Raw genomic sequence first — 22,560 nt, forward strand, 5'->3', positions numbered from 1 at the left:
GCCGAATCTCAGGGCAGGACGGTGGAGTCCGGTCCGGAACGGATCACGGTGGTGGTGGGCATGAGCCCGTCAGGAGCCATGACCGCCAGACCCGCCAGGCCAGCCTGGTTGACCGCGTCCACGCTAAGACGGGCATTCCAGATCAGCCGGGATGAACCATGCCCGGAGTCCTCGTTCAGCCGCACGGCGGCCACCTGATCGCCCAAATCGTGAGTCGAAAGCTCATTGGCTCGGCCTGCCTCGACAGTCAGCGAGCGCTCGCCCAGCTTGTTGCCCTTGTCATCGAATCCAACCAGTTCGGCCTTGACCGGATCCGCCGATGGGTTGACCAGGGTCAGCGCGGCCTGGGCAGGCTGGGATATGGTCAGGGCCGAGGAGGCGGCGGCAGTTCCCGCAGGAATCAGAGCCAGGTCGGACTGCGACTGGTCCTGACTGCCCTGGGCGGTCACCTGCAGGACTGCATGGACAGGCCGGTCGGCATGCAGCTGTAGAGCCAGCTTGCCATCCGGCACACCGCCAAGGTCCACCGCCGTGGCCTGAGAACCCTGCAGATCCACCCGCCGCAGGGATTGCTGACCGCCTTCATCCACCCAGGACAGGTCCACCGCCGTGGCATGGGATCCCTGCAGAAGGAGGGTGGCCTGGTCTGCACCTCGCAGGCCGGGAATGACCAGATCACGGCCGGGAGCCGCCAGAGCAGTCACCTGGTCCGACCCACGCGGATCAAGCCCCGACATGACATTGACCGAGACCGACATGGCCACCGGGGCCTGGGAGCTGCGAGCCCGGACATAGATGGCCTGCTGTCCGGGAGCCGCCGCAGACAGGTCATATGAGGCGTGGCCGCCAGGAGCCACGGTCATGGTCTTTCCGGTCTCCAGGGACAGGTGGCCCGAGGAGTGCGAACCCTGGACCTCAAGGCTGATCACCGTGGCCTTGGATGAGGGGTTGTAGACCACCAGCCGCTGGGTGGTCCCTCTGCTGGTGGCAGGCAGCAGGAAGTCCGCATTCATGAAGGCCCGGGGGCAGGCCAGCGCCTGGATTCCTCTAAGATCGCCCTCGGTGGCCCAGGAGACCATGCCGACGGCAGCCCCCGTGCCCGGCTGGGACTTGAGCATCCGTGAATCGAAGGCAGTGGCCGAAGCGCCAGGGTCGAGCGAGGCAGCCATGGCCTTCTGCCCGTCCAAGAGATCGGGATCGGTCACCGAGGTGCGTTGCCCGCCCCCCATTGGAGTAAGGCTGGAACTGCCGATGGATCCGAAGGCGGCCGCTGTGACACGTGAGCTCAGATCACCCTCCGATGCCTTGAACTGGTCGTCGCCGACCTTGTCCTCGTCCGCTACCGCCATTCGAGCCGGGCAGTAGGCCGCCACCTCCCGCTGGCTGACCCGGCTGGCAACGACTGTCGAACCCTGAGCCCCGTCGGCCAGGAATGCCGGAGGCGTCCAGACCAGCAGAGCGGCGATCAGGACCGCCACCAGGGGCACCGTGACCAGAGCGGCAACCAGGGATCCCTTGCTTCGTGCACTCATAGCTGCTCCCCTCCAAAGTAGCCCGGACGCGGCAGGGCCACCAGGCAGTATCCCAGCAGGATCAGACCCAGGGCCCACAGCCAGACCCTCCTCCAGGTGCTGGCCTCCGCTTGCGTGACACCAGCCATGTCAACGCCCACATCCTTGTCGGACTGCGGGCTCAGACGGAAATAGGTTCCCTGGGCATTGGCCACCACCTGCTGGGCGCCATCGCTGGCGGTGATGTTGGAAACCAGGTCATCGTTGGGCGTGGGTCCCAAGCCGGCGGCTCCTGAACGGTCGACGGGCACATAGATTCCCCCGAAGCCGAGGCCGGTCACCGCGGCTACGGCCTTGGAGTCGGCATTGGCCATCAGGGCCGCCGCCGAATGCGAAAGGAGATCCTCGCCGGTCAGCTTATTGCCGTTGACCCTCTGGATGCGCAGGGCAGGCGAGGCATCGATCAGCTCCCCTCGTGAGGTGTGCAGACCGGTGTAGGCCACACGGCCATGGGAGGGCGAGGTCAGCACCAGCACCCGATGGGACGGATCCTTGTCCAGGTAGTCCACGGCCACTGCCGGAAGCTGCCGGCCATCCGCTGACAGGGGGCCGCCGACTGGCGCAGCCAGACCCGTCACTGCCACGCCTGCAGTGATTAGGGCCAGGACCAGGCCCAGCAAGAGCCTCAAAACCCGTCCGCCACCATCGACTGCAACTGCTGACGTTGGGGACGACTGAGCAGGAGGCAGGGGCGGGCGATCGGCCTCGCCATCAGGGACCTGATCATGCCCGGGGGCAAGGGGCGAGAACGGGCGGACGGCCCTGCCAGCCAGCAGGCCCAGACAAGCCAGCAGCCCCATGAAGGCCATCATCATGCCAGGCAGAACCGAACCGGCCACCGGACCGGACTGGTCCAAGCCGGTGCAGACCGCCTGCGAGATCAGTGCCAGGACCAGACCCAGCAGGACCGTGGTCCAAAGAATCCTGGCCGCCTTGAGCACCCGAGGCACAACCAGGGCAACAAAGGCCAGCAGGGCCACCGCCAGCAGACAGCAGGCCAGCGTGGCCGGACGCCAGAGCTCAGGTCGCCACCTGATGGGCCATAGGACCGAAACATCCAGACCCGACAGGCGGGCCAACAGTTCCCCCAGGCTTCCGGTTCGAGGCTGACCGGTCAGGTCCCCCGAGGGAACCATCAGGTCTGCAAAAAGCTGCCTCCAAAACCCATCCTTGGCATGATGCAGGGAGTTGATCAGGGTGGGCGCCAGGGCCAGCACCGAAGGCAGGGGCATCAGCAGCAGCATGATCCGATGGGAGGGCACCAGGCAGATCGCCATGATGAAGAGCGGAATCATGGCCAGTATGAGCTGAGGTTCGGCTGCCAGGACCGGCAGGAAGCAGATGGAGGCCAGAGCCGCCTGCTGCACCGAAGCCTTGGGATGCACGGGAGCCTCGGTCTGATACAGCCCCACAGCCTTGAGAACGAAGGCGAAAGCGGCGGGCATGAAGGCCATGACCGTCAGCATGGGCAGCTGCAGACCATCCACGATGCCCAGGGCGAATGCCAGGCAGGCCCAGATCAACCCCAGCAGGACGCGGATGGGATTGGACCTGGTTGCCACGCCGGCCAGGGCCCAGAAAGACAGAGCGGCCAGTCCCGTCTCCGCCAGGAGCATCAGGGCCATGGCCTGGGCCACGTGACCGCCGGTCAGCAGAGCGAAGGGCAGGAGGACCAGGAGGAAGGGGGCAGGAACTGCGGGCTGTCCCACACCTCCGGCCCAGGACCAGGATGTGGTGGCCGCCTCCAGCAGGCGGGACCAGTCGGCTCCCGACGAGGGCAGGGAGGGTGCGTGGATGGCCCCTCCCGAAAAAATGGCGCGGCAGAGGGGCCAGTGGGTGGCCACCAGGGCCACCAAGACCGCCAGGGTCATGCCTGTCGCCCAGGCCAGGCGGCGCAGGAACTGCTGGCGCAGATGAGCCAGGGCCAGGTGGCTGAGCATGGGATGTTCCCGCTGGTCGCGGAAGGCCTGCCTGCGCTGCCGCCACTGCCGGATCTGCTGACTGTTGGCCTGAAGAATGTCCAATCGGCGGGGACCGCCATGGCAGGCGGAAGTCAGACGACGACGCATGGTCAGCAAGGCCGCGGGACGAGCCAGAATCCGCCAGGGCGCGCACAGACGGCAGATGGCCCTGTAGGGCCGCTTGCCGATAAGATCAACGGCCATGAACCACAGTGCCGCCAGAACCCGCCAGAGCCAGACCAACGGCCACCAGGGTAGGGCAAAATCGGTCAGCAGGTAGCGTTCCCGAGCCAGTATGGGCCCCATGGAGGCATCCAAGCGGTGGTCGGGAGGCACCGGCCGTCCATTCCGGTCACGCAATCCGCTCATCCGGGCGCTGGCATGGGCCATCCGGACGCTGGGCACAACCACCACCCGTCCTCCCGACAGACAGATGCGGCGGCAGAGGTCGTCGGCCTGGCCGAAAGTGCCAGCCCAGGCGCCCGGTCCGCCCAGGTCCTTCATGGTCTGCATGGGCACCAGGGCTCCAGCCAGGCTCACCGCGAAGACATCCTGACGCGCGTCATACTGTTCCTGGTCGGGCTCGCTGTCCACCACCAGGCCGACCGTTCGGTGATGGTAGGCATACCGACCCACGTCCCGCAGACCCTCGCCCTGCCAGTCATACTGCTTGGCACCCAGCAGGGAGGCAGTGGGATTGCTGTGCCAGGTGTCCACCAGCTTGTCCAGGCAATGATTGTCCAGTGGACGGCAGTCGTCATGCAGAAGCCAAAGTGCGCGAACCCGACCAGGCAGACGGGCATAGCCAAGCGCCTTGTCCACGGCATCACCGAAGGAGGAGGCGCCCCGGGCGCGAACCACCTGTACCTCCATCCGCGCGGGCCCCTCCACCGGGAACTGCGCATAGAGAGGCTCCACAGTGGTCCCCGAGCAGTCCGCGATGATCAGAAGGCGCGGCAAGAGGCTCTGTCGCAAGAGGGCACGCAGGGTGTCAGGCAGGTAGGTCAGGTCATGCTCGACGGTGATTACCGCCGCCACCGCATCCTCTACATGAGGGCTGGCGGCAGGCGAACATTCGTTCATGACTGCAGAGAGGACCTGCCGGACATCCTGGGCTTGAGGCGCGACGAAACTCATGCGTTCCAGTCTACGCAATCCAGGTCACCGGATGCCCCGCTCGGACACCTGCGGCGATTCAGACCTGACGCTGTGCGCGCATCCTCTTCTTGTAACGGCGGCGCTCCCGTTCACTCATGCCGCCCCAGATGCCAAAGCGCTCGTCGTGCTCGACCGCCCAGTCCAGGCACTGCTTTCGGACGGTGCAGTCGGCGCAGACCCGTTTGGCCTCCTGGGTGGAGCCTCCCTTGCCCGGGAAGAATGCTTCCGGGTCGGTCTGTGCACAAAGCGCCTCGCTTCGCCAGGATGGTCCGATGTTGACTTCGAACCATTGCATCAGCGGCGTCAGCCTGTTTTTAGTTGTATTGCTGTATCGAGTGTCTACAAAACCACTCATAGCGACCCCCCAGTCCCTAGTGTGTTTACACACTTTTATTACAGACACTGCCGGGGTCTTCTGTCAACCCCTACATGCCTGCAAGCGCAACTTAACAACACTTTGGGGGATCCGTATCGCCCGAAGAGGAGCTGAGGATGGGGGGTCAGACTATACTGTGACTGGTTCAAGCACGCGCCAGGGCCATCCCGGTTCTTCCCGCCGGAATGGCCCCTACAGCGACAGCCGATGAGGAAGGCATACCATTGACGTCCCCAACCAGAAAGATGGGTCTGCCCAACATCAAGGCGGGCAGGAACGGCAAGCCCCAGCACAGCGATGGGTTCCGCAGCAGCCACAACCTGCGCACTGGCATCTGTCTGGCCCTCACCTTCGTTCTTTGCTTCCTGGCCTCGACGGTGGCAGCCTTCTGGACAGACATCAACGGGCACATGCATGTGCTCGAGCCCATCAACCTGACCCAAGCCCACAAGGCCCCTGAAGACATCTACAAGGGCAAAACCCTGAACGTCCTGGTGCTGGGCCAGGACACCCGCGACGGCAAGGGCAATTCGGAAGTGGGCGGCAGCGGGGATGGCCTGGAGGAGAACCACCAGTCCGACACGGCCATGGTGGTCCAGATCGCCGCCGACCGCTCCTATGTGAACGTGGTCTCCATCCCCAGGGACTCCATCGTGAACGCCCCGGCCTGCGTCACCAGCAAGGGCGAGACCATCCCGGCCCGCCGCCAGGTCATGTTCAACTCCATCTTCGCTGAGGGCTACAACCAGGGCGGCGATGCGAATTCGGCCGCCAGCTGCTCCCTGGCTGCGGTCCGCTCCCTGACCGGCCTGGACATCCAGCAGTTCGTGGTGGCCGACTTCAATGGATTCAAATCCATCATCGATGCCCTGGGCGGGGTCGACGTATGCATCCCCAAGGACACCAAGGACAGCTACACCGGCATCGATCTGAAGCGGGGACTGCACCATCTGGACGGGACCCAGGCCACCGAATACGCCCGCATGCGCCACGGAACCGGAGCCGACGGATCGGACATCATGCGCACCACCCGCCAGCAGTACCTGATCAAGAGCCTGGTCAACGAGGCCAAGAACGTCGATATTTATTCAGACCTTCCCAAGGCCTACCGTCTGGCCACCACCTCCATGTCGACCCTGCAGCTGAGCGAGGGCCTGGGCAGCTTCCAGACCCTGCTGGGCCTGGGCAACTCACTCAAACATATCGACACCGCCCACATCTACGCCCGGACCATACCGGTCAAGGAATGGTCCCAGGACCGTTATCGGGTGGTATGGACCGAGCAGGCCGAAACCATCTGGCGCCTGCTTCGCCAGGGCAAGCCCTTGACCCAGGCCAATGAGGAGGCCGAGGAAGCCTCCCTGCCAAGCACCTCCTCGTCAGCCGCCTCCTCGCCCGATAATCAGACCCAAGGCACCCAAAGGGAGCAGGGCAGGACTCAAGGCCGCAACAGGAGCTCTGAAACCCGGTCCTCCACCCAGACCCCCTCTGCCTCCGCCACTGCGATGCCCGATCCGGATCCGCGCACAGGACTGATTACCATGCCCAATAAGACCCTGATTGATCCGAGCACAGGCGGAATCGTCGATCCGAACGACGGGACCATCAAGGACGCGAACACCGGACAGTACATCGGCATGGCCGACCGCTATCTGTTCGCCACGGTCTGTGCGGTTCCGGCGCAGAGATAGCCGTTCAGATCCCTCGGGTCGTTCAGGCATGCTATTGCTTGCCTAGTCGGTCAAAGCTATGGAGGTTGAAGGCATGCGGACTGGTTCAGACCAAGGCGGACAAGAGCAGGAGCCACCCAGCTTCATGCCCTCCAGACATCGTCGTCCCGAAACCGCTGCCAGCGCTCCCGCCGCCTCGGCCAGGCACAGCAGCAGACAGCCGGAACCTCCCAGCTTCTCGCCCTCCTCAAGGGGCGCACAGCCGGCGCAAGTCGGCAGGCCCCGAGCAGCCAGACGCACCAGCGGCTCCTCGCGGACCACGCCCATGCCAGCCGCCCAGGCAGCTCCCAGCGGGAATGGCTGGGGCAATGGCGGCAACCGAGGCCATCGGGTCAACCGTGGTCTGCGGTCCGGCAATGCCCTGGTACGCAGGCATCCAGTGCGCAGGTTCATAGGCATACTGCTCCTGGTCATCCTGATGGCCTTGGTCGTACTGGCAGGAGGCGGATGGTTCTGGATCAATGCCAGGCTCAACCGCGAGCAAATGCTGACGGACGCTCCAGGCTCCGGGGCCACCACCTGGCTGCTGCTGGGGTCGGACCAGCGTGACGGCTCCCCCGGGGCCGGCCAGGACACCAGCATCACCGGTTTCCGGACCGACACCATACTGGTGCTGACCAAGCCCCGGCACGGAGCTGCTTCACTGATTTCAGTCCCCCGCGACTCCCTGGTCAAAGAGGACGGGAGATACATGAAAATCAACGCCGTGGCCTACACCTCGGGCTACCGGTCCCTGACCAGCCAGATCGAGGACATCACGGGCCATAAGGTCGACCATGTGGCTCTGATCCGCTTCGGAGGCCTGAGCAAGGTGGTCGATGCCATGGGTGGCGTCAATCTCTGCTATGACGCCGATGTCAACGATCCCAGATCAGGCATGGTATGGTCCAAGGGCTGTCATCAGGCCGATGGCGGCATGGCCCTGGCCTTCACCCGCATGCGCTACTCGGATCCCAAGGGTGACTTCGGGCGGGCCGAGCGGCAGCGTCAAGCCATCTCGGCCATCACCTCCAAGGCCCTGCAGCCTTCGGTCCTGCTCAATCCCGTCACGGCCGGCAAGGTCCTTTCGGCAGGTCTGGATTCCCTGGTGGTGGATGAGCGGGCCAACGCCATAGATCTGGTGCGCATGGTCCTGGCCTTCCGCAGCGCCAGCGGCCCAAAGGGCGTCACCGGAAGCCTGTATTGGACCAACCCCAACTACTTCCCCAACAGGCGCGTCGGCTCCACCGTTCTGTTGGATCAGGCCCGCAACACCGAGCTGTTCGACCAGTTGGTCCAGGGCAGTCACGAGCCGGGCACCGTCGGGGGCATCTGACCGCCCAATTTGGCAGGCGCCATCCACATTCGACCACATGCCAGGTTCGCCCTGGCATTCAGGCGCCGGTCCTTTCATGCTGGAAACATGACCAAGGCCCATTCGTTAGCAACTGCGCCCCCCTCATCGGGGGCGGTCGGCCCCGAGCCTTCGACCGAGGCCGAGGATGGCAATCCACGCTCTGCCAATACGGGTAGGTTCCAGGTCATTCTGACCCTGGTTGCCCAGACGGCTCCGGCCCTGGCCCAGGCGGGCATGATCTGGTATGTGGTCGGCCAGGGCCGTTGGATGCTGCTCCTCCTGCTGCTGCCCAGCCTGACCGGCACCCTGGCCATGGTGCTTTTGAGCCTGCTGCGAGCGCATCGCCAGCCATTGACTGCACCTTCTGCCCGCGCGCAATTGGGATACGGTGCAGCATCGGATCGCGCATCCCTATCTACGACCACAGAGGACCGGACCCGGCAGGACTTGACGGAGCTGGCTGCTGACCCAGGCCCCCGGCTTGAGTCCCGGCTGTCAGGATCAGGGGCCTCGGGAGCACATGGTCAGCTCTGGCAGGGCATCGTCCATGCCTGGCTTTCAGCATCAGGTTCTGCAGCCCCGGCAGTCATTGGTATCCGTCCTGATCACGGTCCGCTGACCATCGATCTGCCACGCGACGGGCCCCACGCCCTGGTGGCAGGCACCACCGGATCAGGCAAATCGGTTTTTCTGCAGACCTGGTGTCTGGCCCTGGCCGCCAGCCAGCCGCCGGACCGGCTCAACCTGATCCTGCTGGACTTCAAGGGTGGTGCCGGCTTCGGCCTGCTGGCCCGACTACCTCACACTGTGGGCTGCGTGACCAATCTGGATCTGGACCGGGCCGTGCGCGCGCTGAACGGCCTTCAGAGGGAGCTGGAACGCCGCCAGCGCCTGGTTGCCAGGGCAGGGGTCGAGGACACTGCCCTGATGGCCGACCCACCAGCGCGCCTGGTGGTGGTCATCGACGAATTCCAGGCCCTGCGCCAACTCCTGCCCGACTATCTGGACAGGCTGACCTCGCTGGCCTCCCAGGGCAGGTCCCTGGGTATGAACCTGGTGGCCTGCACCCAGCAGACCATGGGGCAGGTCAGCGCCCAGATGCGGGCCAACATGAACCTGGGAATCTGCCTGCGGGTACGTGACCCCCTGCAGTCCAGGGAGCTGCTTGGATCCTCCTGCGCCACGGCGATCGACCCGGCCTGTCCAGGTTTGGGCTTCCTGGAGCAGGGCCGGGGCCCCCAGGCCTTCCGTACCTGCCCAGCGGCTGATCCGCAGGCCCTGGTGGAACAGATCATCAAAGCCGGTCGCTTCTGCGGCTGCCGTCCACCGGCACCACTCTTCTCCCCTCCCCTGCCCGAGCACGATCCGGCCTGTGGAAAGATCCTCTGGCGGTCAGGACGGCCCCTGATACCCCTGGGGCATATGGATGACGGGGTCCTGCTCCACCTCTATCGCCTGCCGCTCAAAGGACATACGGCCCTGATCGGACCACCAGGACGAGGCAAGAGCATCCTACTGGCCCTGCTGGCTCGTTCCCTGCTCCCCCTGATGCAGCCGGGGGCCCGACCAGAGCCCTGCTTCGACCTGCGTATCACGCGTCGGACAGGCCATGGCTACAGCAGCCGGGACTTCCCAGGTCCGGTGCCGGCACCGCCTCATGACCGTCAAAATGGCAACCGTGGGCTGGTCTGGATCCTTGACGATGCCCAGGATCTGCTGGATCCGCTCTGCCGGGATCCTCTGGCCCCGCTTCTGCAGGAGGCTCTGGGGCAGGAAGGAGCCACCGTGGTCCTGGCTGTGGATACGGCCAATGCCCTGCGCAGACCGGAGCGTTTCAGCCGCCGTCTGGTGTTCCCCTGTGGCGAACGGGGGGCCGACCTGGCAGCTGGCATCCCCGCCGATCAGCTGGCCACCCTATCCACCCGGGTCAGCGCCATTCCTGGACGGTGTCTGGTCCTGGAGGCAGGTCTCGCCATTCCGCTACAGGTGTTCTCTTTAGCCGTAAAACGAATGAACCCTTGAAAAAAGTCACTCATCGTGCTTATCTTGCATAGGGTAGTGATAAAGCACCGATAAAAACTTCTTGGAGGCTTAGGTAGATGAGTAATGCGTTCGATTGGCGCGCCAAGGCTGCTTGCCGAGACAAGGACCCTGAGCTGTTCTTCCCCGTCGGCAACACAGGTGCGGCCTATCAGCAGATCGAGGAGGCCAAGGCTGTCTGCCGGACCTGCAAGGTCATTGACGCCTGTCTGAAGTGCGCGCTGGACACCAATCAGGATTACGGCGTCTGGGGCGGACTGAGCGAGGACGAACGCAGGGCTCTGAAGCGCCGGGCCATGCGTGCACGCAGGTCCCAGGCCATGCAGATGCAGTCCTGAATCCTTCCCGATTGCGCCAAACGGTTAAGGGGCGATGGCTTGATGCCGTCGTCCCTTTTCTTTCCCTGAAAATATCACTGGCTGTAGGTTTCCGGGCTACAAGGCGCCCCGGTTAAAAGGCGCCCGGTATCACACATCCTGGGCCACGCGCAACTTGATGTTGATGACCACCCGGGTGCCGCCATCCCGGCGGGGCTCCCACTTGACCGTGCCGCCGAAGTCGTTGGTGACGAAGGTGTTGATGATCTGCGTGCCCAGCCCGGACCCGGTGGAACGTGCCTGCCCCTGATCCGACTCCGTGCTGTAGCCGTTGCCGTCATCTTCGACCACCACGTTGAGGTTGTTGCCGCCCCGGCCTACCGATATGGTGATATGCCCCTCGTCACGGCCCTCGAAGCCGTGTTCGACAGCGTTGTTGACCAGCTCGGTCAGCACCAGGGACAGGGGTGTGGCATCCTGGGCGGGCATCATCCCGAACTTGCCCACATAGGAGATGGTGATGTGCTGGTCGCTGGTGGTGGCCAGGTCCACGCTCATCTTCAGCAGGTTGGCGATCACCTTGTCGAAGTCCACAATCTCGTCGGCTGTCTGGCTGAGGCCCTCGTGGACCACGGCGATGGTCTGGACGCGGCGCTGGGCCTCCTCCAGCTCCTTGCGGACCTCGTCTGACTTGGTGCGCCGGGCCTGCAGCCGCAGCAGGGCCGACACGGCCTGGAGGTTGTTCTTGACCCGGTGGTGTATCTCGGAGATGGTGGCATCCTTGGTCTGCAATTCCTTCTCCCTGCGGCGCAGCTCGGTCACGTCCCGGCAGAGCACGATGGCACCGGTTCTGCCCTGCTTGCCATACAGGGGCAGGGAGCGCATGGAGACGGCCGATCCATTGGCGTCCAGCTCCGAATCCACGGCCGCCTTGCCCGACAGGACCAGCGGCAGGGAATCGGGCACGGGATCGTTCTCCTTGAGCAGGGAGGTGCCGATCTCGCTCAGGTACTGGCCGATCATGGTCTCCACCGAGCCCAGCCTGCGGAAGCAGCTGATGGCGTTGGGCGAGGCGTAACGCACCACACCGCTTGCCGTCAGCACGAAGAAGCCATCGGCCACCCTGGCGTTGTGCCGCTGGTTGAGCACCGAATCCGCGTAGGGAAACTCGCCACGGGTGATCATCTCGAAGAGTTCCTTGCCCGCGTTGATGCTCTCGCTCTCATAGCGGCCGTTGGACTCGCGGGTGGCCATGTTGGTCTCGCGGACCACCAGACCCAGGGTCCTGCCCTGGTGACGGATGGGGGCATAGACGTCGCAGACCGTGGCGCGGCCGATGGTGCGCAGCTTGTTGGACCGCAGCACCCCCTTAGACTGCATGGCCGCCTCCAGCTCCTCGCGGCGATCAGCCGGGAAATGCTCTCCGACCACATCTTCGGTGCGCAGGGACATGACCGTGGAGGGCCTGCACTGCTCGGCCACAGTGAACTCCCCCTCGCCGGTGCGCAGCAGGAGCAGCAGGTCGGCAAAGCTCAGATCGGCGATGACCTGCCAGTCGGCCACCAGGTGGTGGAGCCACTCGCGGTCCTCCTCATTGCAGTCGTCGCAGGATGCCAGAATCTCGGAAAAATCAGCCATGCCCTCCATCATACAAAGGGCCCTCGGAAGCAGACAGACGGGTCATGCCCAAGGCGATGATGACATGCGCGTCCAATACACAGGTCTGGGGTAGGGTGGTTCACGGATGTTTCGCCCCGGCGGCCGGACCCGACAGGCCCGGACCAGCCAAGGGGCCAAGGGAGGGCCATGGCAACCAGGACCAGCGAGGGCGGCAGACCGCCTGAAGACCAGGAGGTCGATCCCGATCTCGAACGCCGACGCCAGCAGCGCCGCCAGGAGCTGACCTACCTGCGCCGGGACGCAGAGGTGGCCCACGAGGCCCATCTGCAGGCCAGGGCCGACGCGGTGCGCGCCAAGGCCAGGGCCAAGGCTGCACGGATCATGGCCAAGGCCGAGATCAAGGCCTCACGGATCGAGGGCATCCCCGACATGGAGATCGAGCGCAAGGTCCGCCTGGATGTACACGGCCGTCCCAAGCCCCTCCTGCGCGGGTGGATCCACGCTGTGGCCGCCCCGCTGGCCCTGGCCGCCGGCATCGTGCTGATCTGCCTGGCCCACGGCACTGGCCTGAAACTTGCCTGCGCGGTCTTCATGGTCGCGTCACTGGCCCTCTTCGGCAACTCGGCCCTCTACCACCTGGGCGACTGGACACCGGGGACCACAGATGTGCTGCGCCGCCTGGACCATGTCAACATCTTCCTGCTCATCGCCGGCACCTACACGCCGATCTCCTTCGCGCTGGACCCCTTCTGGCGGCGGATCATCATCCTGGGCATGTGGGGGGCCAGCCTGGTGGCCATGATCGTCCACGTCTTCTGGATCGATGCTCCCCGCTGGCTCTACACACTGGTCTACGTGGTCTTCGGAGTCTCGGGGGTGGGCTTCCTGAAACTCTTCTGGGACTCCCCCATGGCCGGTCCGCCGGTGGTGTGGCTGATCGTGGCCGGTGGCCTGGCCTACATCCTTGGGGCGATTGTCTACGGTCTGCGCCGGCCGGACCCCTGGCCCCGGGTATTCGGCTTCCACGAGATCTTCCACTGCGGCACGGTCATCGGCTACGCCTGCCATATCGTGGCCATCTACCTGGTGGTCTGCAATCTGCGCTGAATAAATGGCCAGCCTGGCGGTCTTTTCATCAAGCTCCGCCCAACAAAGACCATCGGTCTGCCGTACGAATCAAGCGGTCGCCCATAGAGCGGTCTCTTATAGAAGAAGCCGCCCTCCGTCGACCATGGCGGGGAGCGGCTTCATTCAGGCCGGGCTGGGATGGTGAGGGGTCGTCCCGCTACTTGAGGGGCTGGGCATCCTTGACGGTGACCGAGATGTCCTTGCCGTTGGGAGCCTTGTAGGTCACGGTCTGGCCCTTCTTGGCGCCCATAAGGGCCGCGCCGATGGGCGACTCGGGGCTGATGACATCGTAGTCGGTGGCCACCGTCAGATCCCTGGAGCCCAGCACATAGACCATTTCGTTGCCGGCCATGGTCAGGGTCACCAGGGAGCCGTTGCCTACCGTGCCCGCCTTGGGGGCTTTGAGGATCTTGGCGTTGCGAAGCTTGACGATCAGCTCGTTGATCCGCCCCTCGTTCTTGCCCTGCTCCTCGCGGGCAGCCTGATAGCCGCCGTTCTCGCTCAGATCGCCCTCGGCCCGAGCCGCCGCGATGCGTTCGGTGATCTCGTCGCGGTACTCGCCCTGACGGTGGTCAAGCTCCTCCTTCAGCTTGTCGTAAGCGGCCTGTGTCAGCAGAATCGTCTTTTCCTCAGCCATGTGATTCCTCCTTGTTTGATGCACTTATCTCGTGGCCCGACCTGAACTGCAAAGTCAAGGGTATGAAAAAGGCGCCGGCCCTCACCGGCGCCTGGAGACCTTTGTCTACCGTGTCGATATGATGTCAATCACGAAAACCAGGGTATCGTCGCCGCCGATGCCCGCCTGGGGCATCCCCTGACGACCATATCCGTACTCCGGCGGAATGGAGACCACCAACCTGGACCCCACGTTGTGACCGGGCACCGTCTGGTCCCAGCCGCGAATGACCTGCCCCACGCCGATGCCGAAGCTGGCCGGCTGATGACGCTGGAAGCTGGAGTCGAAGACCTGATCCGAACCCCAAACGACGCCGTGATAGTTGACGGTGACGGTATCGCCCTTGCGGACGACAGGCCCGTCCCCCTCGACCAGCTCCACGGCGCGCAGCCCGCTGGGTGCCGGACCATGGAAGGTTATGGTCGGCGTGGCGCCGAATTCGGCGTTCACCTCGGGCATGGATTGGTCACTCATGACAACTCCTTTGGTTTTCTTGCGTACCAGAGTATCGGTTCGTCGGCCGGGTGACAAGTTGCGACACTGCCGTCCAAGCCGATGAGGCCTTGGTGCCCCGGGTGGGAATCGAACCCACAAGCCGGTGAAGGCGGCGGATTTTAAGTCCGATGCGTATACCATTTCGCCACCGGGGCCGTAACCCATAACGCCTTAGTATATCATTCGCGCAGGAGGGTCCGACCGTAGTCCAGGACCAGGCCGTCCAGAAGGCCGTGCTCGCTGGCCACATAGGTTCCCGAAGCCAGCGCACTGGGACTGGCCCGACCGAGACGCTCCAGCAGACGGCTCCAGATCAGGGCACCGCCGCCGATCACATCCACACGCCCGGGATGGATGGCCTTGAGCTCCCTACGTTCCTGGCGGCTCATGTTCAGCACCTGGTCGTCAACCCGGCGGGCCGCATCGACCGGAATGGACCGGCCATCGACAGCATGGCGATCGTAGACCTTGCATCCCAGGGCCAGTGCGCTCATGGTGGTGACCGTGCCGGAGACCCCGATCAGACTGCCTACACCGGCTACAGGGACCTGGTCGAAGGCCCGGTCGATCCAGCCGTCAACATCCTCAAGCGCCTGGTCGATCTGCTCCTGGGTGGGCGGATCGTCCAGCAGATGGCGCTCGGTCATCCGCACGGAGCCGATGTTCATGGAGTAGGAGGCTTTGACCTGGTCGACAGGCAGATCGCTCCCGTCCCCGCCCAAAACCAACTCGGTGGAGCCGCCACCCAGGTCGACCACCAGGTAGGGCGCAGGTGGCATGTCGTCGCTGCCGCGCTGCTCAAGCACGCTGACCGCGCCCAGAAAACTCAGGGAGGCCTCCTGGGAGCCACTGATGACCTCGGGCGTGACCCCCAGGATGGAGCGCACACCCTCTTCGAAACTTTCTCGGTTGTCGGCATCCCTGGTGGCCGAGGTGGCCACAAAGCGCAGGCCATCCACAGGGTGCTCCTGCAGCTGCCGGGCGAAGAGCCGACAGGCCTCAAAGGCGCGCTCAAGGGCCTGGTCGGAAAAGCGGTGGTTGCGGTCCACGCCCTCCCCCAGCCTGATGACCCGCATCAGCCTGGGAGCCACCGGATGGAGCCCCTGTCGGTCCACCCGGGCTATCAGCAGACGTATGGAGTTGGTGCCGCAGTCCACGCCCGCCACCGTCACCTGATCCATGGAAACCCCCTTCATTGCCTCTCCTGCCGGTTCTCTTGCCGGGATGTCCCGGTCCAGGGCTGGGCACACCTGCAGACCTGCGGATCGAACACCCGACGCACCAGGTCCAGGACCCGGTCGCCCAGTGGATTGACCCCAGGGCCCATGACCAGGGACTGTGCGGTCAGAGCATGTAGACACTTGACCCGCTTGGGCATGCCGCCGGCCGAGATTCCGGCGATGTGCCCCTCGTCGTCGCCCAACCGCCGGGCCAGGGCAGAACGGAAGGCCAGATAGAGCCCATGGGCCCTACGGTAGGCGCTGGCCAGGTCCGCATCCGAACCCAGCTCGGTATTCCAGGCGGCCATGATGCCGTCGGCCTCCAGCCGGGAGACGGCCTTGACGGCCTCAGGGCTGGTCAGATAGCAGGTGGTCGGAAAGGGCGTGCCATCCTCCAACTGGGGCCGGGTGACCACAGCCAGCGGATTGCCGCAGACGCAGCGGGCGCCCACGGCCACCATGCCCCTCGGATAGCGACCCAGCTGCCGGTTCACGGCGGCTACCTGCTCCGGTGTGGCCGGAGTCGCCAAAAGCTCCTGGACTCTATCTCCGACCGCTGCCAATTCCCGGTCGCCGACCAGGCCGGAGACTTTAGGCTCGACCCGGGCCTTGTCCCCGCCTTGGGATTCCACTGCTGCCTGGGGCCTTTCCTGGGCCTTGATCACGCTGTCCTCATCTTTCCTGATTCTTTGCTGCCGCTAAGTTCATCAACCGTCGGGGTTCACTGTCCTCCCCCGCCCTTGGATGGAGAGGGGCCGTCGGAGCCACCTGGACTGTTGGAACCAGCTGGGCTAGCCGATCCGCTCGGACCGGCTCCGTCGCCAGGATGCTGATCCGTGCCCCCCTTGTTCCTATTGGCCGACGTATCCCGGTCGGCCTTGGCGAAGGAATAGGCCATCTCCTGATACCAGGGCAGGGAGTTCTTCCTGGGAGCCCGAACCCCCTTGCTGTCGGCCTGGTCCTTGTCCTTGCCGCCCGTAACCGCCTCCGGATGCAGGACCCTGATGGCCTCCTCGTCGGGGAAGACGAATCCCAGCCGATCCCGGGCCTGGGCGGTCACATAGGCCTTGTCGTCCCAGCGCCGAATCTGGTTCTCCAGGTCACGCTTGTGCTCGACAAGCTGGGCCTGCTGGTTGCGCAGGCCGTTGAGCTCGGAAAGATTGATGGCGTAGGCGTGGAAGGTGGAGACCAGCTGGATCAGACCCAGGGCCACGATGATGACCGCCACAAAGAAGGTGATGGGTCCCGACGACCGCCTGCTTGTCCGCCGGTCGGTGCCGTCACGTTTGTTCTTGGCCATACCCATAAAAATACCCGCGGCAGCCGACGCGGACCGCCACGGGTGAAAGACTTCACGGTCGGGTCAAAACCTGCAAGGGGTCCGGCCCGACCGGCAAGACCTTACTTGGTGTACTTCTTGCAGGCCTTGAAGGCGCTGTAGCCGGCGTACTCGGCGGTGGAGCCCAGCTCCTCCTCGATCTCCAGCAGACGGTTGTACTTGGCGATGCGCTCGCCACGGGCCGGGGCGCCGGTCTTGATCTGGCGGGTGTTCTTGGCCACGGCCAGGTCGGCGATGGTGGTGTCGGAGGTCTCGCCGGAACGGTGGGAAACCATGGAGGTGAACCCGTTGGCGGTGGCCAGCTCGATGGCGTCCAGGGTCTCGGTCACGGTGCCGATCTGGTTGAGCTTGACCAGCAGGGAGTTGGCGGCCTTCAGGTCGATGCCCTTCTGCAGCCTCTTGGGGTTGGTCACCAGCAGGTCGTCGCCCACGAACTGCAGGCGGTCGCCCATGGCGGCGGTGATCTTCTGCCAGGCGCCCCAGTCCTCCTCAGCGAAGGGATCCTCGATGGAGACCAGCGGATAGCGCTCGACCAGGCCCTGGTAGTAGTCCAGCATGTAGTCGGCGTCGCGGTCCTCGCCGTCGAAGTGGTACTTGTCGGTGTCCTTGTTGTAGAACTCCGAAGAGGCCACGTCCAGGCAGAGGCCGATCTGCTTGCCGGGCTCGTAGCCGGCGGCTTCAATGGCATCGACGATGTACTTCAGGGAGTCCTCGTTGGACTTCATCTTGGGGGCAAAGCCGCCCTCGTCGCCCAGGCCGGTCTCGTGGCCGTCCTTCTTCAGGATGCCCTTGAGGGTGTGGTAGACCTCGACGCCGGCGCGCAGGGCCTCCCGGTAGGAGTCGAAGCCGTAGGGGGAGATCATGTACTCCTGGATGTCAGTGGCGAAGTCAGCGTGGGCGCCACCGTTCATGATGTTCATGTTGGGCACGGGCAGGATGTGGCCGTTGGTGCCGCCCAGGTAGCGGTAGAGAGGCAGTTCGGCGGACTCGGCAGCCGCATAGAGCGCAGCCAGGGAGACGCCCAGGATGGCGTTGGCGCCCAGCTTGCCCTTGTTGGGGGTTCCGTCCAGATCAATCATGGTCTCGTCCAGGGCGCGCTGATCGGTGGCGTCCATGCCGATGACATTGGGAGCGATGGTCTCATTGACCGCCTTGACGGCGTCCAGCACACCCTTGCCCTGATAGCGCTTCTTGTCGCCATCCCTACGTTCCCAGGCCTCGGCCTCACCGGTGGAAGCACCGGAGGGAACCAGACCACGCCCCTCGGCGCCGTCCTCGGTCTGCAGAACGACCTCGACGGTCGGGTTGCCACGGGAATCAAGAATTTCGCGCGCGAACACGCTTTCAATTGCTGCCACAACTGCTCCTTCAATAAGTTGTTGTGATGTCTCTTACAGGATACTAGTTTTGTTGGACGGGCGCGGGACCCGCTGGCGTGCCATCGTCCGAGGACTTGGGCAGCCCCCAGGCCAGGTCGTCCAGCAGGGTGTCCACCCAGGCGGTCATGGCCGCCGAATCCATGGGTCCCGAACCCAGGGAGCCCGCGAAGGGCGCTGGGATCAGCAGGGTCTGCGTCACCGGACGGTACTGGCTGCCCTTGTATATTCGTGCGATCCTGGCCTGGAGGGAGTCGGGCATGGCAACGGGCCTGATCCGTACCCGGGAGCCTTGGGAGGCGATCTCCGAAATGCCCAGGGAGCGAGCCTTGGCCCGCAGCCTGGCCACCGCGAAGAGGGTGTCGAACTGGGCCGGCGGACGTCCGTATCGGTCGGTCAGCTCCTCGTGCAGGTCGCGCAGATCCTGCTCGTTGCGGGCCGAGGCCAACTTGCGGTAGGCCTCCAGACGCAGCTTGTCCGAGTCGATGTAGTCCACCGGAATGGAGGCCTCCAGGGGCAGGTCGATGCTGACGGTGACCGGCTCGGTCCGCCCGGGCTCCTTGTACTCCTCCACCGCCTCGGAGACCATGCGCACGTAGAGGTCGAAGCCGACCCCCTCGATGTGGCCGGACTGCTCGTCGCCCAGCAGGTTGCCGGTGCCGCGCAGCTCCAGGTCCTTCATGGCCACGTCGTAGCCGGACCCCAGGGCCGTGTTCTGGGCGATGGTGGCCAGCCTGTCGTGGGCGGTCTGGGTCATGGGCTTGCTGGGGTCGTAGAGGAAGTAGGCGTAGGCGCGCTCCCGGCCACGTCCCACCCGGCCGCGCAGCTGGTGGAGCTGGGAGAGCCCGAAGCGGTCGGCCCGGTCCACGATCAGCGTGTTGGCGTTGGGGATATCCAGTCCGGTCTCGACGATGGTCGTGCAGACCAGCACATCGATGTCCCGGTGCCAGAAGTCGCGGATGACCCCGTCCAGCTGCTTCTCCCCCATCTTGCCGTGGGCCACGCCCACCTTGGCCTCGGGGACCAGGGTCTGGACCTTGGCCGAGACCTTGCCGATGTCCTCCACCCGGTTGTGTATGTAGAAGATCTGCCCCCCGCGCAGGAGCTCGCGGCGAATGGCCGCAGTCACCTGGGCGTCCTCGTAGGCGCCCACATAGGTCAGCACAGGCAGGCGGTCCTCGGGGGGCGTGGCCAGGGTGGACATCTCCCGGATGCCGGTCACCGCCATCTCCAGGGTGCGTGGAATGGGCGTGGCCGACAGGGACAGGACGTCCACGTTGGTCCGCATGGCCTTGAGGGTCTCCTTGGCCTCCACGCCGAAGCGCTGCTCCTCGTCCACGATCATCAGGCCCAGATCCTTGAAGCGGATGCGCGGGTTGAGCAGCTTATGGGTGCCGATGACCACATCCACGGCCCCGCTGGCCAGGCCCTCCATGGTGGTCTGGTTCTCCTTGGCGGTCTGGAAGCGGCTCATGGCGGCCACATCCACCGGGAAGCCCTCGAAGCGCTCGGTGAAGGTCTGGTAGTGCTGCTGGACCAGCAGGGTCGTGGGTACCAGGACCACCACCTGCTTGCCGTCCTGAACGGCCTTGAAGGCGGCACGGATGGCTATTTCGGTCTTACCGAAGCCCACGTCCCCGCAGATCAAACGGTCCATGGGCACCGGCTTCTCCATATCAGCCTTGACTTCGTCGATGGCGGTCAGCTGGTCGGGGGTCTCCTGGTAGGGGAAGGCGTCCTCCAGCTCCTTCTGCCAGGGGGTGTCCGGGCTGAAGGCGAAGCCCTTGGTGCGCTGCCGGGCCGAGTAGAGCTTGACCAGGCCCTGGGCGATCTTGTGGACGTGCTTGCGGGCCTTGGCCTTGGTGGCCGACCAGTCGGATCCGCCCAGCTTGTTGAGCCTGGGGATCTCGGCGCCGATGTATCGGCTGACCTGGTCCAGTTGGTCGGCCGGTACGAAGAGCTTATCCGGTGGGGCGTTGCGCTTGGAAGGGGCGTACTCCAGGACCAAATACTCCCGGCTGCCCTTGCTGGGGCCCACGCCCACGCTGCGCTGACGCATGCCCAGGAAGCGGCCGATGCCGTGCTGGTCGTGGACCACGTAGTCGCCGGGCTTGAGCTCGTCCAGGTCGATGGCCTTGCGCCGACGGTTGGAGGTCTTGCTTCCGGCAGCCACGCTGGTACGGCCGGTCAGGTCACGTTCGGTCAGCAGGGCCAGATGGGCGGACTGGTCCACGAAGCCGTCCACGGCCAGGGAGCGGTGGTACTCCACCCCGACAACGCCAGTGGTCTGTACGGCCCGGCGCAGACGGCTCAGCGTTCCCTGGGCCGGAGCGGTCACCACAACCCGGTCGCCGCGCTCCAGCAGGGAGGCGATGCCCGAAGCGGCCCGATCCTCGTCGCCGCGGTACTGGTCCGGAGCCAGGGCATCCAGACGCTCGGCCCCCTCCCGGTCCGGGTCCACCGACAGGTCGGTCAGCTTCCAGACCTCCCCCTTGCGGTACTCCAGGGATGAGATGACCTCGTCGTAGTCCAGGAAGCTGGCCCTGTCGAAGCTGATGGGCGCGCCCGAGCCCTGTCCTGAGGCGGCCACATGCCAGCTGGCGGCCAGGAACTCGTTGGCGGTCTTGACCAGGTCCTGGGCGGACCGGGCCAGAAGCTGCGGTTCCGACAGCAGAATCAGAGCGCCCTCGGGCAGCATGGACCCCACCGGCACCAGGTCGTCGACCAGGGCAGGCAGAAGGGATTCCATGCCCTCCACCGGAATGGCCTGGGCGATGGACTCCAGCATGTCGTCGGCGTTGGGGATGCTCCCGATCAGGGAGCGGGCGCGGGCCCGGACCTGGTCGGTCAGCTGAAGCTCGCGGCAGGGCGGCGCCCAGATCCGATCCAGGTCGGGGCCGTAGGTGCGCTGGTCGGAGGCGTGGAAGCTGCGAATGGTGTCCACCTCGTCGCCGAAGAACTCGATGCGCACCGGGTGGGCCATGGTGGGGACGAAGACATCCAGGATACCGCCTCTGACGGCGAACTGGCCGCGCTCCATGACCAGGTCCACCCGGGTGTAGGCATTGCGGACCAGGGCTTGGACTGCCTGATCCAGGGGCAGCTCCTGGCCGCGCAGGAAGACCAGGGGCTCCACATCCTGCAGGCCTTTGACAACCGGCTGCAGCAGGGAGCGCACAGGCATGACCAGGATGCGGATGGGTCCGAAGTCAGGGTCGTCCTGGACCGGATGGGCCAGGCGCCTGAAGACGGCCATCCGGGAGGCCACGGTGTCTGCCCGGGGCGAGAGCCGCTCGTGTGGCAGGGTCTCCCAGGAGCGCAGCAGAGCCACATCATCCGGGTCGCCCTCATACCAGGAGCGGATGGCACCGGTCATCTCCTGGGCGTCACGCTCGGAGGGGACGACCAGAACCACCGGGGCACGTCCGGCTGCTGCGGCCGCCAGGGCTGGCCTGATGCCCTGGGGAGCCTGGACCATGAGGGAGGTGTCGGTGTCGGCAGCAGGCTGGGAGTCTCCTTGGACCAATCCGGTAAAGGCAGCATCCGCCTTCAAGTCGTCCAGGAGGGGACGCAGGGACCCGTTCAGCGATTCCTGGGGCTCCGCCTTCTGGGTATGCTCATCGACCATTGAACTGCTCCTGAGCCTGGCTGAGGCCCTTGGTGATCACGGTTTCTGCGGCATCCGCACCGTCGGCCAGGAACTCAGGCAGGCGTTTGCGCTGATCGCCGACAAAGGTGCCCAGGACCCAGTCCACAGTGCGGCGGTGGGCGTCCGTTCCCCTCCGGGCATGCCCCACGCCCATACGGACCCGGGCGTAGGCGTTGCTGCCCAGGGAGCGGTCGATGGAACGGATGCCGTTGTGCCCGCCCGAGGACCCGCCGGCCTTGACCTTGATCCGGCCGAACTCCAGGTCCATGTCGTCATGGATGACCACGACCCGGCCAACGGGTATGTGGTAGTAGGAGCAAATGGAGGCCAGGGCGTCGCCGGAGTCGTTCATGAAGGTCAGCGGCTTGGCCAGGAAGAAAGGTATGCGCCGTCCGTCAAGGTCCAGGGTGCCACGGCCCAGTTGGGCCAGACCCTTGTGGTCGCGCAGGTTGACCGACCATCGTTCGGCCAGCAGATCGGCGCACATGAAGCCCATGTTGTGCCTGGTGCCCTCATACTCGTCACCCGGGTTGCCCAGTCCGGCTATCAGCCAGAAATCGGATGCCAT

Annotated in this window: 17 protein-coding genes and 1 tRNA gene; 5 read left to right on the forward strand and 13 right to left on the reverse strand. The window is 65.1% G+C overall.

What is annotated here, in order from left to right:
* Positions 1-8 precede the first annotated feature (8 nt).
* Genes JF70_RS04740 through JF70_RS04750 form a run of 3 tightly spaced genes read right to left on the reverse strand, consistent with a single transcriptional unit; the run spans position 9 to position 4,985 of the window.
* On the reverse strand, positions 9-1,532 hold the full coding sequence (locus JF70_RS04740) for a DUF5719 family protein (RefSeq protein ID WP_045935476.1): 1,524 nt from the start codon (positions 1,530-1,532) through the stop codon (positions 9-11).
* On the reverse strand, positions 1,529-4,669 hold the full coding sequence (locus JF70_RS04745) for a glycosyltransferase family 2 protein (RefSeq protein ID WP_045935477.1): 3,141 nt from the start codon (positions 4,667-4,669) through the stop codon (positions 1,529-1,531). Before JF70_RS04745 ends, JF70_RS04740 begins: the two co-directional genes overlap by 4 nt.
* A 58-nt stretch (positions 4,670-4,727) precedes the next feature.
* Complete coding sequence (locus tag JF70_RS04750; RefSeq protein WP_029678496.1) at positions 4,728-4,985, reverse strand: WhiB family transcriptional regulator; 258 nt, start codon at positions 4,983-4,985, stop codon at positions 4,728-4,730.
* Positions 4,986-5,290: 305 nt separating this feature from the next.
* On the opposite strand from JF70_RS04750, the gene JF70_RS04755 reads away from it, so the two are divergent.
* The 4 genes from JF70_RS04755 (at position 5,291) to JF70_RS04770 (ending at position 10,510) form a co-directional block, all read left to right on the forward strand.
* Complete coding sequence (locus JF70_RS04755) at positions 5,291-6,757, forward strand: LCP family protein (protein WP_052690744.1); 1,467 nt, start codon at positions 5,291-5,293, stop codon at positions 6,755-6,757.
* A 73-nt stretch (positions 6,758-6,830) separates the two neighbouring features.
* Positions 6,831-8,111 carry an LCP family protein gene (locus JF70_RS04760; protein ID WP_045935479.1) on the forward strand — a complete coding sequence of 427 codons (1,281 nt, stop codon included), beginning with the start codon at positions 6,831-6,833 and terminating at the stop codon, positions 8,109-8,111.
* A gap of 87 nt (positions 8,112-8,198) precedes the next feature.
* The gene (locus JF70_RS04765; protein ID WP_052690745.1) at positions 8,199-10,154 is read left to right on the forward strand and encodes an FtsK/SpoIIIE domain-containing protein; all 1,956 of its coding nucleotides are present in this window, start codon (positions 8,199-8,201) and stop codon (positions 10,152-10,154) included.
* A gap of 77 nt (positions 10,155-10,231) precedes the next feature.
* A complete protein-coding gene (locus JF70_RS04770; RefSeq protein WP_015021978.1) occupies positions 10,232-10,510 on the forward strand; it encodes a WhiB family transcriptional regulator in 279 nt (92 codons plus the stop codon).
* Positions 10,511-10,639: 129 nt separating this feature from the next.
* On the opposite strand, the gene JF70_RS04775 is transcribed toward JF70_RS04770, so the two are convergent.
* Complete coding sequence (locus tag JF70_RS04775; protein WP_045935480.1) at positions 10,640-12,127, reverse strand: sensor histidine kinase; 1,488 nt, start codon at positions 12,125-12,127, stop codon at positions 10,640-10,642.
* Positions 12,128-12,295: 168 nt separating this feature from the next.
* On the opposite strand from JF70_RS04775, the gene trhA reads away from it, so the two are divergent.
* A complete protein-coding gene (trhA, locus tag JF70_RS04780; RefSeq protein WP_156149597.1) occupies positions 12,296-13,216 on the forward strand; it encodes a PAQR family membrane homeostasis protein TrhA in 921 nt (306 codons plus the stop codon).
* Between the two features lie 178 nt (positions 13,217-13,394).
* Here trhA and JF70_RS04785 read toward each other — a convergent pair whose 3' ends face one another.
* The 9 genes from JF70_RS04785 to pth all read right to left on the reverse strand — a co-directional run bounded on the left by JF70_RS04785 (position 13,395) and on the right by pth (position 22,560).
* On the reverse strand, positions 13,395-13,874 hold the full coding sequence (locus JF70_RS04785) for a GreA/GreB family elongation factor (protein ID WP_024627331.1): 480 nt from the start codon (positions 13,872-13,874) through the stop codon (positions 13,395-13,397).
* 105 nt (positions 13,875-13,979) lie between these two features.
* Positions 13,980-14,387, reverse strand: a complete 408-nt coding sequence (locus JF70_RS04790) for an FKBP-type peptidyl-prolyl cis-trans isomerase (RefSeq protein ID WP_024627330.1) — start codon at positions 14,385-14,387, stop codon at positions 13,980-13,982.
* Positions 14,388-14,477: 90 nt separating this feature from the next.
* Positions 14,478-14,563, reverse strand: a tRNA-Leu gene (locus JF70_RS04795).
* 24 nt (positions 14,564-14,587) lie between these two features.
* On the reverse strand, positions 14,588-15,589 hold the full coding sequence (locus JF70_RS04800) for a Ppx/GppA phosphatase family protein (RefSeq protein ID WP_045936140.1): 1,002 nt from the start codon (positions 15,587-15,589) through the stop codon (positions 14,588-14,590).
* Positions 15,590-15,600: 11 nt separating this feature from the next.
* Positions 15,601-16,191 (reverse strand): DUF501 domain-containing protein, encoded by a 591-nt coding sequence (locus JF70_RS04805; protein ID WP_156149668.1) that lies wholly within the window; start codon positions 16,189-16,191, stop codon positions 15,601-15,603.
* 158 nt (positions 16,192-16,349) lie between these two features.
* Positions 16,350-16,934 carry an FtsB family cell division protein gene (locus JF70_RS04810; RefSeq protein ID WP_052690746.1) on the reverse strand — a complete coding sequence of 195 codons (585 nt, stop codon included), beginning with the start codon at positions 16,932-16,934 and terminating at the stop codon, positions 16,350-16,352.
* Positions 16,935-17,029: 95 nt separating this feature from the next.
* A complete protein-coding gene (gene eno, locus JF70_RS04815; protein WP_024627326.1) occupies positions 17,030-18,325 on the reverse strand; it encodes a phosphopyruvate hydratase in 1,296 nt (431 codons plus the stop codon).
* 43 nt (positions 18,326-18,368) lie between these two features.
* A complete protein-coding gene (mfd, locus tag JF70_RS04820; RefSeq protein ID WP_045935482.1) occupies positions 18,369-21,971 on the reverse strand; it encodes a transcription-repair coupling factor in 3,603 nt (1,200 codons plus the stop codon).
* The gene (pth, locus tag JF70_RS04825) at positions 21,961-22,560 is read right to left on the reverse strand and encodes an aminoacyl-tRNA hydrolase (RefSeq protein WP_045935483.1); all 600 of its coding nucleotides are present in this window, start codon (positions 22,558-22,560) and stop codon (positions 21,961-21,963) included. Before pth ends, mfd begins: the two co-directional genes overlap by 11 nt.

The sequence above is a fragment of the Bifidobacterium mellis genome, assembly GCF_000967265.1.
Lineage (GTDB): Bacteria > Actinomycetota > Actinomycetes > Actinomycetales > Bifidobacteriaceae > Bombiscardovia > Bombiscardovia mellis.

What these genes read in the sequence shown, in the direction of transcription:
- JF70_RS04740 (WP_045935476.1), bottom strand. Translation starts at nt 1,532, where the DNA reads ATGAGTGCACGAAGCAAGGGATCCCTGGTTGCCGCTCTGGTCACGGTG.
- JF70_RS04745 (WP_045935477.1), bottom strand. Translation starts at nt 4,669, where the DNA reads ATGAGTTTCGTCGCGCCTCAAGCCCAGGATGTCCGGCAGGTCCTCTCT.
- JF70_RS04750 (WP_029678496.1), bottom strand. Translation starts at nt 4,985, where the DNA reads ATGCAATGGTTCGAAGTCAACATCGGACCATCCTGGCGAAGCGAGGCG.
- JF70_RS04760 (WP_045935479.1), top strand. Translation starts at nt 6,831, where the DNA reads ATGCGGACTGGTTCAGACCAAGGCGGACAAGAGCAGGAGCCACCCAGC.
- JF70_RS04765 (WP_052690745.1), top strand. Translation starts at nt 8,199, where the DNA reads ATGACCAAGGCCCATTCGTTAGCAACTGCGCCCCCCTCATCGGGGGCG.
- JF70_RS04770 (WP_015021978.1), top strand. Translation starts at nt 10,232, where the DNA reads ATGAGTAATGCGTTCGATTGGCGCGCCAAGGCTGCTTGCCGAGACAAG.
- JF70_RS04775 (WP_045935480.1), bottom strand. Translation starts at nt 12,127, where the DNA reads ATGGCTGATTTTTCCGAGATTCTGGCATCCTGCGACGACTGCAATGAG.
- trhA (WP_156149597.1), top strand. Translation starts at nt 12,296, where the DNA reads ATGGCAACCAGGACCAGCGAGGGCGGCAGACCGCCTGAAGACCAGGAG.
- JF70_RS04785 (WP_024627331.1), bottom strand. Translation starts at nt 13,874, where the DNA reads ATGGCTGAGGAAAAGACGATTCTGCTGACACAGGCCGCTTACGACAAG.
- JF70_RS04790 (WP_024627330.1), bottom strand. Translation starts at nt 14,387, where the DNA reads ATGAGTGACCAATCCATGCCCGAGGTGAACGCCGAATTCGGCGCCACG.
- JF70_RS04800 (WP_045936140.1), bottom strand. Translation starts at nt 15,589, where the DNA reads ATGGATCAGGTGACGGTGGCGGGCGTGGACTGCGGCACCAACTCCATA.
- JF70_RS04810 (WP_052690746.1), bottom strand. Translation starts at nt 16,934, where the DNA reads ATGGGTATGGCCAAGAACAAACGTGACGGCACCGACCGGCGGACAAGC.
- mfd (WP_045935482.1), bottom strand. Translation starts at nt 21,971, where the DNA reads ATGGTCGATGAGCATACCCAGAAGGCGGAGCCCCAGGAATCGCTGAAC.
- pth (WP_045935483.1), bottom strand. Translation starts at nt 22,560, where the DNA reads ATGGCATCCGATTTCTGGCTGATAGCCGGACTGGGCAACCCGGGTGAC.